The sequence below is a fragment of the Anabaena sp. UHCC 0187 genome, from assembly GCF_009712035.1.
Taxonomy (GTDB): Bacteria; Cyanobacteriota; Cyanobacteriia; order Cyanobacteriales; family Nostocaceae; genus Dolichospermum.
Genome location: NZ_VILB01000018.1, coordinates 1 through 12,569, shown reverse-complemented (window position 1 = coordinate 12,569; position 12,569 = coordinate 1). Strand labels below are relative to the sequence as shown.

The following is a 12,569-nucleotide window of genomic DNA, read 5'->3' as shown; positions in this document are numbered from 1 at the left end:
TTCTTAAATATCTTGTTGATCTTTAATTCTATTAAAAAGGGGCATTCCAGATAAATACCCCATCAATATTGTTTACAATTCCAACTTCCTAAAACACCTTAAACTGATTTTTGTATTAGTTTTGGTGTTGGTATTGGTTTTGCTTCTAGTGTTGGTTCTGGATCTGGTAAACCATAGATAGAACGATAAAGTTTATCGTACTCCTTAGCGGATTCATACCAACTGAAGTTTTCACTCATCCCCCGTTTTTGTAATTCTTGCCATTGAGGTTTGAAACGGAAACCCTCCCAAGCCCGAATCATGCAGGTAAAGAGGTCCAGAGGTTCATAGCGGTCAAAGCAATAACCTGTACCTACTTCATTGACTGGATCAAAGTGGCTGACAGTATCAACTAATCCCCCTGTGCGACGAACAATGGGAACAGAACCGTAACGCAAAGCCATCATTTGGCTGATTCCGCAGGGTTCAAAACGGCTAGGCATTAGGAAGGCATCAGTACCAGCATAAATGCGACGGGAGAGGGCATCATTATACAGGAGGTAGGTGGCCATGCGTCCGGGATAACGGGATGCTAGTTGCCACATTTGGGTTTCATAATAGCGATCGCCTGTTCCCAAAAGAACAAACTGAGCATCTGTATAAGCCATGAAACGGTCAAGGATTTGTAATACTAAATCCATCCCTTTTTGTTCTACCAACCTTGTCACCATGCCGATAAGAAAGGCATTAGAATTAACTTCTAAACCCACCTCTTCTTGCAGGGCTATTTTATTAGCTTTACGTTGATCAAGGGTATCTATGGTAAAGGTTTGGGTGATGTATTTATCATTACTAGGATCATAAATATCGGTATCTATGCCGTTAATTATCCCTGATAATTTGCCACTAACAAAAGATAATAACCCTTCTATTTGTTCACCATAAGCAGGTGTTTTTATCTGCTCGGCATAGGTGGGAGAAACTGTATTGACTTTATTGGCAAACTGGACTGCGGCCGCCATTGTATTGTGTCCTTGCATATACCAGGGACACCAAGTAATTTTCTCTAAATACCACCGCCAAGGACCTTGATAAGCGAGGTTGTGAATGGTGAATACACTGGTAATATCTGGAGATTGATTCAACCAGACAGGCAACATTCCTGTGTGCCAATCATGACAATGGACAATTTCCGGTTTCCAGTAATTCCAGCAAAATTCCGCCGCACCATTGGAAAATAAAGTAAATCTCCAATCTTCATCTTCTCCACCGTAAACCCGCCGAGGTGAAAAAGATGGATGTTGAAATAAATACAAAGGAACATCAGTACCAGGCAGCACACTTTCGTAAACTGCAAACTCCTGGAACATGGCTGAACCTTTCCAAATGGGTTCTTTGGGAACTGGCATTTTGTCAGGAACAAAGCCATAATAAGGCATGAAAATCCGCACATCATGACCCATTGCTCTTAAGACCTTGGGTAATGCACCGACAACATCCCCCATACCGCCAACTTTGGCAATGGGAGCAGCTTCCGCTGCTACAAATAAAATTTTCATGGTAATTGGTAATTGGTAATTGGTAATTGGTAATTGGTGATTGGTGATTACGTGATTAAAGTAGATTTCACATATTTAGCCCAAAGCCTGAATCAATGTATTTCTTTGCGCCTTTGCTCCTTTGCGTCTCTGCGCGAAATTAAATGTAGTTCATTTACCTGAAAATTGCTGTCACCCTATGATCCTCGTTGAACTTCGGTAAAGATTTTTTCTAAGATTTCTGTAGCGCCTTGTTCCCGTAAAATACTGGCTAGTTGTGCGCCTAACTTTTCAGCATCAGCAGCCGCACCGGTGACGGTATCTTTCACGATTTGTTGACCATCAACGCTGGCTACCAGACCTTTTAAAGTTAATTCGTCACCATTAATTACCGTATTTACACCAATGGGAACTTGACAACCGCCCTCTAAAACTCGTAAAAATGATCTTTCTGCTAAACAGCGATCGCGTGTTTGCGGGTGTTCAATGGCTTTCAGTAGGCTAATTACTTCCGTGTCATCTGCCCGGCATTCTATCCCCAAAGCACCTTGTCCGACGGCATGGAGGGAGACTTCTGGAGTCAGAACTTGATGGATGCGATCGCTCATTTCCAATCTTTCTAAACCAGCTACTGCTAAAATTAAAGCATCATACTCACCTGCATCCAGTTTGGCCATGCGTGTGATCAAGTTTCCCCGCACATCTTTGAAGGTAAAATGAGGGAACTTATGGCGTAACTGTGCCAATCTTCGCAGAGAAGAAGTCCCAATTACCGCACCTGGGGGTAAAGTCTCAAGTTTTTCACCTTTATACTTTTCATGCAGCACCACCGCGTCTGCGGGGTTTTCCCGTTCTGTAATCGCTGCCAGTGTCAACCCTTCTGGCAGGTTTGTAGGCAGATCCTTGAGAGAATGCACAGCAAAATCAATATCCTTATTGATCATGCCCAATTCCAGTTCCTTGGTAAATAGTCCTTTATCGCCAATTTTAGCCAAGGCTACATCCAGGATTTTGTCCCCTTGGGTAGACATGGTATGGACTTCAAAAGTAATGTGGGGAAAGCTTTTCTGGAGTTCCGCTTGTACCCAGTATGTTTGAACTAGAGCTAGTTGGCTTTTACGTGAACCAATACGAATAGTGCGTGCAGGACTAGAAACTGAAGTCATAAAACTATTTGTCAAACCAGGCGATAAATTAACATTTATCTAGACTACCGCAGGGAGTGACGTACCGGATTAGATTAACCTAATTCTGTGAAGATTTTATTTGCCAATAACTTTACATTTATTTACAATTTTTGAAATATATCCCCGACTTCTCTGAGCAGTCGGGGATCTGGAAATTAGAATATAATCAAGTTAGCAATAATTCGGTTTTAAGGAAATTATATGCTTTTACTTCCAGAATTATCTGAACTATTACAAGCCGAAGATCCAGAAGAACGGCAAACTATCACTGGTGTTAATTGGAAAAATTATGAAGCTTTACTCAATGATTTGGGTGATAGCCTCCAATATAGAGTTACATATTTAGATGGAGTCATAGAATTAATGTCACCAAGTCGCCGCCATGAAAATCGAAAAACTGTGATTGGATCTTTATTAGAAGACTATTTAAAAGAAAAACGCATTCGCTATTTTCCCCTTGGTTCTACAACCTTCCGTAAACAAGCGAAAAGAGGAGGAGTAGAACCAGATGAATCCTACTGTCTAGGCACAGAAAAAGAAGTTCCTGATCTTGCCATTGAAGTTGTACTCACCAGTGGGGGAATTGATAAATTAGAAGTTTACAAAAGATTAGGCGTGGCAGAAGTTTGGTTTTTTCAAAACAATCAATTTGCCGTTTATCATCTGCGCGGTGAAAGTTATGAATTGGTGGCAAAAAGTGAATTATTGCCGAACTTAGATTTGTCAATTTTGGCGCAATATGTAGTCGCAGATGACCCTTTAGATGCAGCTTTAGAATTTCGGGAGAAAATCAAAGAAATGATAAATTAGATTATTCCTGGTCCTTTACCTCTCTTATCAAAATCCTCTGTTAGTAGACCTGTTTTATCTGCATTTACTTCTCGCAATTCCTTTATTCGGTCTGCTTTTTCTTGTTCTACCTCTTCTTCTGCATCACCAGGAACTTCATAATACATTTCCGGTTCAACTGCATAATTATTCAACAATCCCTCTTTATCCACAGTATAACCGTCCGTTGTCCGAATACTGTAAATATCAGTTTGGTCATCAGTGGCAGCATTGGCAAGATCCTCTTCAGTCGGCAAGTGTTTATAATTTACCCCTTCTCTTTTCATTCGGGCTGCTGTTTCAGCGGGAATTATGCCCCGATCATAGGTATCTGTGCTAATCTTCTCATTCATACAATTAGCCTTTTTCAGCATTACAAAAACTAGATTAGAATTTTCTAGCAAATAAATCTACTACCTTCGGGAATAATTGCCAAAAATACTTTTATGAAAATTTTCTATCTATAGATATATTTTATATACTCAAATCCAAAATAAAATGTAGGTTGGACTTTGCCTAGCCTACATTTTATTAACTCTAAAAAACCTTTAACCTAAAGATTGTTGTTTAAAAGAGTTAAATTTCTGGGATAATTCTTGCCGAGTCTCAAATTTGAGGAGATAACGAAAAGCAAACCAGATAAAGTAAGATATGCCAATTAACTCGAAAATTGGTTGTAGCAAAGGTACACCATTCACAGCTTCTAGTAATGCGATCGCTACCTTAACTGTGACAAAAGCTGATAAAATTAAAACTAGGGTGATTAAACCCTGCTTATTGTTGTTAAAAATACTGCCTAAATAATCTGGCAGGTTATTTAAAAATTCAACAATTTGTCTAATAATTTGCTGCCATTGCGATTCTGATTCCTTAGCAGCAGGTAATTTTGGCAAATTGCGATTATCTCCACCGGAAAAAGATAAGATATCTTGTGGTACAGAAGACTTTTCTTGCTCTGGTTGCTGTGCTTGAGTTTCCATCATATTTGTTATTTAGTAATTACAACATTTTCGACAATTGAATAGACATGATTAAAATATCACAGTTCAGAGGCTAAATTTCCAACTATTAAAAAAACTAATTTATTTAACCTCTTTTTAACTTATGAATATTTTCCTCCCAATTTGCACCATCAAAAGGTACAACTTCAAAATTGCCAATGACATTTCCATCTAAACACCGCACATTAACATCAATACAATCAGGGTGGCTACGGGGAATATAAAAGGAATGAATTCCACAAATACTGCAAAACTTATGTTGTGCGACTCCCGTATTAAATTTGTAAATTTTTAAGACATCTTCCCCTTGTAGCAAAGTGAACTGTTCTTTGGTGACAATCAAATGTAAAAATCCTTTTTTAGCACAAATTGAACAATTACAATCATCAACTTTGTGGTTATTAACTACTACCCGAAACCGCACCGCACCACAGTGACAACCACCGTCATAAGTAATGGATTTATCTTTACTTGACATTAAGTTTCTCCAGTTGATTAACGCGAATTGTGAGTTTGTTAATTTTCTCTTTTAATTCAACCACTAAAGTCGCCAAATTCTTAAACATTTTCTCCTGTTGTGATTGTGATAAATTCTGTTTCATATTCGGAGAAACTGGAGAATTGTTAGTACCAGGTAATTGATTATTTTTACTAACCATTAACTCAAGTTGTTGTAAGCGCAATTGTAAACTTCTCACATCAGATTCTAAATTATTTACCCGGAAATCAACTTGCTGAGGTGACGCAGAATTCAATAAAACACCACTCCAAACAATAATCACACATATCCCAGTTATTAACAATCTTCTCAACATCATATTATCAAATTAAAATTGTAGGTTGGGTTGACGAAGGAAACCCAACAAATGTTTGATTTTATCAATCTTTACTTATCAGAGTGTAAAGAAGAAAATAGCTTTGTCCAATTTAAACTATCAGCAATTACTTCACTTTCCTTAACTTCAAAAGTGAGATTACTAGCTTTTGGTGATTTAATTGCTTGTACACAAATTTCCGCAACATCATCACGGCTAACTTTTCCCCTAATATTATCACCTTGTTCAAAGATTAATTCCTTCCCTCCTGCTGTTTCTGTCAACGCACAAGGTCTAATAATTGTATAAGGAATTCCACTAGCTTTGACACTTTCTTCTCCTCGCAACTTCCAAGTTAAAATTCCTCCCAATTGGTCATTTAATCTTACTGCTGGTGGTTCTTCATCTAAATTAATTCCTGGTCTTCCGGGACGAGTCACCCCAGCAGAACTGATTAATACAAATTGAGGTAAAGTTTCCCCACCATAAGCTTGAATTGATGCAACTTCCAGCACAAAAATACCCGGATTAAATGCAGGATTTAAAGCACCATCATATTCAAACTTACTCAACATTAATTGCACAGAACAAACTTTACTCGCGTCCATTGCTGGACAATCTTTAACAATTTTGGCACGAAATACCGGAACTAAATCTGTAAAAGGAATCTGAATATCTAGCCAATTATTAGCAACAGTATCAAAAGAATAGCTATAACCAACACCGTCCCAATTTGACTCTGTGCGGATAAATATTTTATAACGTTGACCGTCACCTTTTACCCGCAATTTCACACCTTGATAACCAGATAAATCAAGTAAAGGTGAAAAATTCTTAGTTCTTACCGAAGCAAAACCCCCAGAATTAGCCGTAGAAACATTACCTGTAAATACTGCAGTATTTTCTCTAATTTGGAAACTGCTAGAACTGACACCACCCATAACCACATCATCTAAAGCACCCCAAATATTTTTGATTTCATCTGATGGTTTAGTAAAATCAAATATGGGTTTTTCTCCGACAGAAACTAAATATTTTGCGGCTGCTGTGACTAAATTTTTCACACCTTGATATTCAACATTTTCTGGAGTATCTCCGACAATTTCCGGGAGATAAAATTTCACACCTTGATTATATTTTGCCCTATCTGGTGTGTCTCCCTCCACAGGTTGAACACGCACCGACGTACAACAAATTACAGCTTGAATATTAGCCATAACTAGATTTGTCAAAGTTTCTGGTTTCGTAATATCTCCAACTACCAAATCCACATCATCACCCAAAATTGGCCGCGCTTTTTCAATATCTCTAACCAAACAGCGCACATTATAACCCTGTGCTACCAATTTTTTAACAACACGTTTACCCACCCCACCCGTCGCACCAGCTACCAGAATTACAGCCATATTTCTTCCTTCTTTTGATATATCTTGATTATCTTTTGGACTACCTTGAAAGAGTTTTTCTATCCAGTTAAGAACTGGAAATACTTCAAAATAAGTTAGAGTTTTGAGAAACCTGCACAAATCCCATTGAGAACGATTGTTGTTATTCATAACTACTATTTAACCACTCTATTTTAGTCTTATTGTATTAATTTTATATGGATATAGTAGATAAAGGATAAAATCCTGGGTATAATATCTCCTTTTCCTCTTCCTCTGCGTACTCTGCGCCTCTGCGGTTGGTTAAAAAAATATTCTTCACAACTCAAATAGAATTGCTATACAGCCTTTTTAATGTAACTCAAAAAATATCTCGTCTGCGGTTTAAAGGTAATTCATCGAACCACAGAGGCGCAGAGGACACAGAGAGAAGAGTTTAAGGAGGAATTTTTATTGTTCTTAAAAAGGGTAGTATAATATTCCTAAAATAGGATAATTGCGATGAATCAATTTGAAAAAGCCCAAGCTGAATATGAGAAGTTTTCTGAAGAATTTACTAGTATTATTATTAGTACGGTAAATAAACAGGGAATTCCTAATGCTAGTTATGCTCCTTTTGTTATGGACGATGATAGAAACATCTATATTTATGTGAGTGGACTAGCTACTCATACCCAAAATATTCATGATCATCCTTTTGTAAATGTTCTATTTATTGATGATGAAGTTAAAACTCAACAAATTTTTGCCCGTCGGCGGTTAAATTTTGATTGTACCGCAAGTTTGATAGCCAGAGAAACAGAGAAATGGCAGCAAATAGTTGATAAATTTCAAATTCGTTTTGGAGAATTGATTACGACATTACGCAGTTTACCCGATTTTCGGATTTTGCAACTTACACCGAATACCGGACGTTTTGTCATTGGGTTTGGGGCTGCTTATAATATTAGTAGTGATAATATAAATCAACTTGTCGAAATTACCAAGGATTCACTTTCATAATTATGCTTCAGTTTCAACCTCCTGGTTTTGGTAGTAAATTCATTCATACATCTTTGGGGTCAATGGTTTACTATACCCAAATTAATTCCCCTTGGGAAAATGCCAAAGATCAAAATTTACCACCATTGTTATTTCTACATAATTTTGGTGGTGGTGCTTCTGCTTATGAATGGTCGAAAATTTACCCAGCTTATGCGTCACAATATCGAATTTTAGCCCCAGATTTAATTGGTTGGGGAAAATCTGCTCACCCGGTACGAGATTATCAAATTGAAGATTATTTAACAACAATTCTTGAGTTTATTACTCAAACTTGTGATCAACCTGTAACTGTAGTAGCATCTTCTTTAACAGCGGCTTTAACTATTCGTCTCGCTGTCACTTATCCCGACTTATTCAAAGCTTTATTTTTAGTTTGTCCTTCGGGATTCAATGACTTTGGAGAAGGTGCAGGAAGAAGATTACCACTTTCTTTAATTAATACACCGTTGGTAGATAATTTAATTTACGCTTTGGGTGCAGAAAATGAAATTGCCGTTAGGAATTTTTTGCAAAGTTTTCTGTTTGCTAACCCAGAAAGAGTTACCCAAGAAATGGTATCAGCTTATTTAAGTTCTGCACAACAATATCAAGCCAAATTTGCGGCTTTGTCATTTTTACGCGGAAATCTTTATTTTGATTTGAGTTTATATATTCAGCAACTTCAAGTTCCAACTGTCATGTTGTGGGGTGAAAAAGCACAATTTACCAATATTCAATTAGGACGACGGTTAGCAAGTTTAAATCCCGGTGCAATTAAAGGCTTTCAGGAAATACCAGACGCGGGAATTCTCCCCCATTTAGAAATACCAGCGGTTGTCATAGGAATATTGCAAAAATATCACAAAACTGGGGAATTTAAAATTTAATGCCCCCTGTGGTTAGCTTAAATAGTCAATAAAAAGCGCTGCTGATTTTCTGTTTTCATCTTTACAGACTCAGCAACGCCCATTTTTTGGATATGCAACAGCCAATACTTAGTATTTATACGGCTTCTGTATTCTTTTCTCCTGTCCGAATCCGGACAACTTGTTCAACAGGGGAGATAAAAATTTTACCATCACCGATTTCACCAGTGCGGGCTGCGGCGATAATTTTATCTACAACCATATCAACTTGGGCATCTTCAATGACGATTTCCACCTTCAGTTTTTGCAGAAATTCCACAGTGTATTCCGAACCTCGATAGCGTTCAGTTTGCCCTTTTTGCCGTCCGAAACCCCGAACTTCAGAAACTGTCATGCCGACAATACCCGCATTAACCAAGGCAATTTTTACTTCATCGAGCTTAAATGGACGGATAATGGCTTCTACTTTTTTCATTTTTTTGATTCCTGACTTCTAATAACGTCGTTTATATATCTAACCAGATTCGTTGTCTCACGCTGTAAATATAGCCATAGTTATTTAACTTTGGACTAATGTATTGGATTCCACATTTTTCTCATTATCTCCAATTATGGACTATTTTCTTGTAAGAGTGCGCCCCAATCGGCGATCGCCTGTTCCGTCCACAGCCAATTTTGTGACAATTTCTCAATAGTAAAGTCTGCGGGTGCATTTTGAATCACCATTTGTCGAAGTTTAATCGCTTCACGTAAATATTGTTGGCGTTTATCAGGAGGTTGAGTATTGGCAGATTTATATAAACCCAACGCTAACCCAGCATAAGCTGTTAAAGCTTCCGGTTGTCCAGCTATTTGTGGATATTTCATCGGGCTAGAACTTTTATTCTCCTGGGGTTTTAATGCTAAACTCAGAGACTTAAACCAAGCATCATTAGCATAATTAAGATTATTCTCCGCATAATAGGCAAATCCTAAAGCATTATTATATACAAGAGAATCTGGCTGATTTTGTACAGCCCTAGCCCAATAACGACGGGCATCATCAATACTGTATTTATTATTTTTTGTTTGTACTGACTGCCAAGCTAATCGCCCGCGAAAAAAGTTCACAGATGAATTTTCAGCATCTTGAGCAGGAATCAAATTTAAAGCCGTTTCCGCAGAGGCGAAAGCACCACGATTGAGTAATTCATTAATAGCATCCAAGCCAGCCTTTAAATTGCCTTGACTCAACTGTGCCATAGCTGTAGCCGTGACAATTCCTGTAGCTGAATTAGCTAAATTAATACTTGGATACTGATGATTCTGGGAATTTTGTCCGGGAATTTGCGGAACATCAGTAGACTTCTGAGCTTGTTTTTGATGCCACCACCAACCAATACCAACAATGACAGAAATTGCACTTGCTCCCACCAAGCCATACAACAACAATGGTGATTTTGTCTGGCGAGAGCGATTACCTTGTGGAGGGACAGGTGACGGTGATAACTGAGGATTTACCTGACGCTTTTCAATATTGGAGGAGGTTGAGGTAATCTGACTGGGTACATTTCCCCAATCTAAATTTTGTTTCGTCTGGGCAACTTGCATTTCCGACAGATGATGCTCCTGTGGTATGAGTTCGGCTTTCATACTTGGTTCTTCTGTTTTATTAACCGGAGTCCCAAGTTGACGAAATAAATCAGAAACTATTGCCGAATCCTCATGATAGCTAGGATTATCATACTCAATTTCATCTACCAGATCGCCCCAAGTATCTTCCCCTAGCCAGTCTACCCCGGCACTATCCTCTGGCAAATTAGGATTGAGGATATCATCAATAGCTAAAGGTATTTCTAAATTACTAGCCCCAGTAGAATAGTTATAACTATTTGTCTGCTTAGGGGGTTGATATTCGTTCAATAACTCCGATAGCCCGCTAGGCGTAGTCATGTAGCCAGGTAAGTTAACTTTTGGTATCAAACAACCATCAAATTCTCGCTGAAGATACAAAATCGGTAACGCCCAGTACATCTGCTCAGAACCATAGGCAGAAATCAAACCCTGACGAACCCGACTTACACATAAATCCAAGGGATAGCCCTGACTCAAGTTGCGATAAAACAATTGTGTCAGCGTCAACGCCACCTCATCAGGAATGCGTTCTGACATCGCCAATATGCTTCTAATTCCGCGTTTTACCAAGCTTTCTGTTAAATTCCGTTCTCCTGAGTCTTCCAACGCCTCGGACTTAGCCCGATATGCTCCCAAACAGGAGTTAAACACAGCCATTTGAATATTATTATTCACCAGTAATCCAGCTAAATCATCTCCGCTGAGAGTTTCTGTTAAACCAGTTTTTTTACTGACTAGATAAATTTGCCCACCATTCGCGCCCAAGTTGCTATGACCGGAATAGTGAAGAATATGGTAATGTCCCTGCTCTAAAGCTTGGGTGAGTTCTTCCCGACCTGGGCCGTCCAGAACAGTCAATTCAATTTCTGGGAGATGATGATGATGATCATCAACCACTCTTAATGCTTGCCGATGCAGTTCCGCTTTTAGGTTAATAGCTTCCTGTTTGAGTAAATCCAGCCGCACTAAGTCGGTAGGCGAAGAAATCACCATTAACACTTTTATCCCCCGTGCTTCTGGCGACGGGGGCAGATTATGACTCAGTAACCGGGATGGTGGGGCAATACCACTTTGGTAACGGGCAAAGGTAATATAAGGGCCTGTAGCTAAAGGGCGATCGCCCGCGTGCATCACTTCCCAAGGCAACCGCGCCAACCTCGTATCCTTGAGTCCCAATCTGAGCCGCAGCACCTGTTGGTGATTTTGGGCAATACCTTGGGCAGTAATCCAACTATCCCTGAGAGTTCCTTGAAACAGGGCGTTATACAACTCTTGACCCAAGGACACCAAGTTAACAGAGTTTCTGGAGATCATATCCCCCTGCAAAACTAACTGCAAAGGGTCATCCATCAAATGTCCTGCGGCCGCTAACCATTCAGCCACAGGCCAATGCACCAGTTCTTCTGCCAATGGCACCCCAGGTGCAACTTGTTCCGTCCTCACCAGGTAGTCATTTTGCCCTACTGGAGTTGCGGAAAGGTGAAATTCCTGGGTCACAACTTCTGCTCCATAAAACTTAGACAATGCTGATAGCACAGTGTGGCTCAAGCCATACATTGCTGTTTATTTCCCGTTTCCACCAAGGTAGAAGACTACTTCTTTTCCACGGGCGTAACTTTTGTACATTCAACAAGTGATCAGCCACATTAAAATTTCCATCCATTGTGATTATATGCCCTAAACATTAACTGTTCTGGCATCGGTAAACATGATCCTGTTTAAGCTACACAAGGAAACTTAGAGGAATTAGCAGTATTGCTGTTGGGAATAAAGTCACAAGTGGCTAGTCCGGCTAATACTTTAGATGTATTTTGCCATTCTAATGTTTCAGATCCACATTGCTCTCTTCTCTATTGATCTTAATCTAGTTTTTCACCCCTGTTCCGCTTCTACTTACTTTATCCGGATTGGCTAATTCCCGTCGGGAACTCTTTATTGGTAGATGCACCTTGATCTTCAATTCCCCTAGTTGGCTAAAACTCACTAGGGGTTTTCTTTGGGTTTTCTTTTTTTATTTTCGCAAATAAAAAACGTTCCTGGTTGACAAGAACGTTTGCAAGCTTTTATATATTAGCTATTAAGTAGATGTAGATGAGATCCTAACAACTAACTCCCCTACCCAGCCACTAGCCACAGGAATTTTTTCAGGATGTGACAAACAGCAATATTTGGGTAACTTTGTCCGGAGCATAAATTAAAAACAATGAACAGTTAATTGGTAGATGCACCCTGATAACTTAACTCCCCTAACTGGTAAAAATCACTAGGGGTTTTTTCTTTTTTGTGATTAGCACAACATAATCAATATCATACACCCATTTTTTTCCGGAAAA

The 12,569-nt window shown here is 38.9% G+C and carries 12 protein-coding genes; 3 read left to right on the top strand and 9 right to left on the bottom strand.

Going from position 1 to position 12,569, the window contains the following annotated elements; all coding sequences use genetic code 11:
• Positions 1–98 precede the first annotated feature (98 nt).
• Both glgA and hemC read right to left on the bottom strand, forming a co-directional pair.
• The gene (gene glgA, locus FJR11_RS18920) at positions 99–1,538 is read right to left on the bottom strand and encodes a glycogen synthase GlgA (protein WP_168506496.1); all 1,440 of its coding nucleotides are present in this window, start codon (positions 1,536–1,538) and stop codon (positions 99–101) included.
• A gap of 176 nt (positions 1,539–1,714) precedes the next feature.
• On the bottom strand, positions 1,715–2,683 hold the full coding sequence (gene hemC, locus FJR11_RS18915; RefSeq protein ID WP_168506494.1) for a hydroxymethylbilane synthase: 969 nt from the start codon (positions 2,681–2,683) through the stop codon (positions 1,715–1,717).
• Positions 2,684–2,905: 222 nt separating this feature from the next.
• On the opposite strand from hemC, the gene FJR11_RS18910 reads away from it, so the two are divergent.
• Entirely contained in the window at positions 2,906–3,514 is a 609-nt protein-coding gene (locus FJR11_RS18910) for a Uma2 family endonuclease (RefSeq protein WP_168506492.1), read from the top strand.
• On the opposite strand, the gene FJR11_RS18905 is transcribed toward FJR11_RS18910, so the two are convergent.
• The 5 genes from FJR11_RS18905 to FJR11_RS18885 all read right to left on the bottom strand — a co-directional run bounded on the left by FJR11_RS18905 (position 3,511) and on the right by FJR11_RS18885 (position 6,904).
• On the bottom strand, positions 3,511–3,885 hold the full coding sequence (locus tag FJR11_RS18905; protein ID WP_168506490.1) for a hypothetical protein: 375 nt from the start codon (positions 3,883–3,885) through the stop codon (positions 3,511–3,513). The two genes, FJR11_RS18910 and FJR11_RS18905, sit on opposite strands and share 4 nt — an antisense overlap.
• Before the next feature lie 195 nt (positions 3,886–4,080).
• Entirely contained in the window at positions 4,081–4,515 is a 435-nt protein-coding gene (locus tag FJR11_RS18900; RefSeq protein ID WP_371417590.1) for a CAAD domain-containing protein, read from the bottom strand.
• A 103-nt stretch (positions 4,516–4,618) separates the two neighbouring features.
• Positions 4,619–5,011, bottom strand: a complete 393-nt coding sequence (locus tag FJR11_RS18895; RefSeq protein WP_168506488.1) for a GFA family protein — start codon at positions 5,009–5,011, stop codon at positions 4,619–4,621.
• A complete protein-coding gene (locus tag FJR11_RS18890) occupies positions 5,001–5,315 on the bottom strand; it encodes a hypothetical protein (protein ID WP_371417589.1) in 315 nt (104 codons plus the stop codon). The genes FJR11_RS18895 and FJR11_RS18890 overlap by 11 nt, the downstream gene beginning before the upstream one ends.
• A 104-nt stretch (positions 5,316–5,419) precedes the next feature.
• A complete protein-coding gene (locus tag FJR11_RS18885; protein WP_168506486.1) occupies positions 5,420–6,904 on the bottom strand; it encodes a CIA30 family protein in 1,485 nt (494 codons plus the stop codon).
• A 330-nt stretch (positions 6,905–7,234) separates the two neighbouring features.
• Here FJR11_RS18885 and FJR11_RS18880 point away from each other — a divergent pair, with 330 nt between their 5' ends.
• Together FJR11_RS18880 and FJR11_RS18875 are read left to right on the top strand one after the other, a co-directional pair.
• Positions 7,235–7,735, top strand: coding sequence for a HugZ family protein (locus tag FJR11_RS18880; protein WP_168506484.1), 501 nt, complete (start codon positions 7,235–7,237; stop codon positions 7,733–7,735).
• 2 nt (positions 7,736–7,737) lie between these two features.
• Entirely contained in the window at positions 7,738–8,643 is a 906-nt protein-coding gene (locus FJR11_RS18875; RefSeq protein WP_168506482.1) for an alpha/beta fold hydrolase, read from the top strand.
• A 115-nt stretch (positions 8,644–8,758) separates the two neighbouring features.
• On the opposite strand, the gene FJR11_RS18870 is transcribed toward FJR11_RS18875, so the two are convergent.
• Entirely contained in the window at positions 8,759–9,097 is a 339-nt protein-coding gene (locus FJR11_RS18870) for a P-II family nitrogen regulator (RefSeq protein ID WP_015119884.1), read from the bottom strand.
• A 134-nt stretch (positions 9,098–9,231) separates the two neighbouring features.
• Positions 9,232–11,733 (bottom strand): cell division protein HetF, encoded by a 2,502-nt coding sequence (gene hetF / locus FJR11_RS18865; RefSeq protein WP_168506563.1) that lies wholly within the window; start codon positions 11,731–11,733, stop codon positions 9,232–9,234.
• Positions 11,734–12,569 lie beyond the last annotated feature (836 nt).

Bases quoted from the DNA above. Each gene is read 5' to 3' on its own strand.
- FJR11_RS18910 (WP_168506492.1), top strand. From the start codon at position 2,906: ATGCTTTTACTTCCAGAATTATCTGAACTATTACAAGCCGAAGATCCA.
- FJR11_RS18880 (WP_168506484.1), top strand. From the start codon at position 7,235: ATGAATCAATTTGAAAAAGCCCAAGCTGAATATGAGAAGTTTTCTGAA.
- glgA (WP_168506496.1), bottom strand. From the start codon at position 1,538: ATGAAAATTTTATTTGTAGCAGCGGAAGCTGCTCCCATTGCCAAAGTT.
- hemC (WP_168506494.1), bottom strand. From the start codon at position 2,683: ATGACTTCAGTTTCTAGTCCTGCACGCACTATTCGTATTGGTTCACGT.
- FJR11_RS18870 (WP_015119884.1), bottom strand. From the start codon at position 9,097: ATGAAAAAAGTAGAAGCCATTATCCGTCCATTTAAGCTCGATGAAGTA.
- FJR11_RS18900 (WP_371417590.1), bottom strand. From the start codon at position 4,515: ATGATGGAAACTCAAGCACAGCAACCAGAGCAAGAAAAGTCTTCTGTA.
- FJR11_RS18875 (WP_168506482.1), top strand. From the start codon at position 7,738: ATGCTTCAGTTTCAACCTCCTGGTTTTGGTAGTAAATTCATTCATACA.
- FJR11_RS18905 (WP_168506490.1), bottom strand. From the start codon at position 3,885: ATGAATGAGAAGATTAGCACAGATACCTATGATCGGGGCATAATTCCC.
- FJR11_RS18885 (WP_168506486.1), bottom strand. From the start codon at position 6,904: ATGAATAACAACAATCGTTCTCAATGGGATTTGTGCAGGTTTCTCAAA.
- FJR11_RS18895 (WP_168506488.1), bottom strand. From the start codon at position 5,011: ATGTCAAGTAAAGATAAATCCATTACTTATGACGGTGGTTGTCACTGT.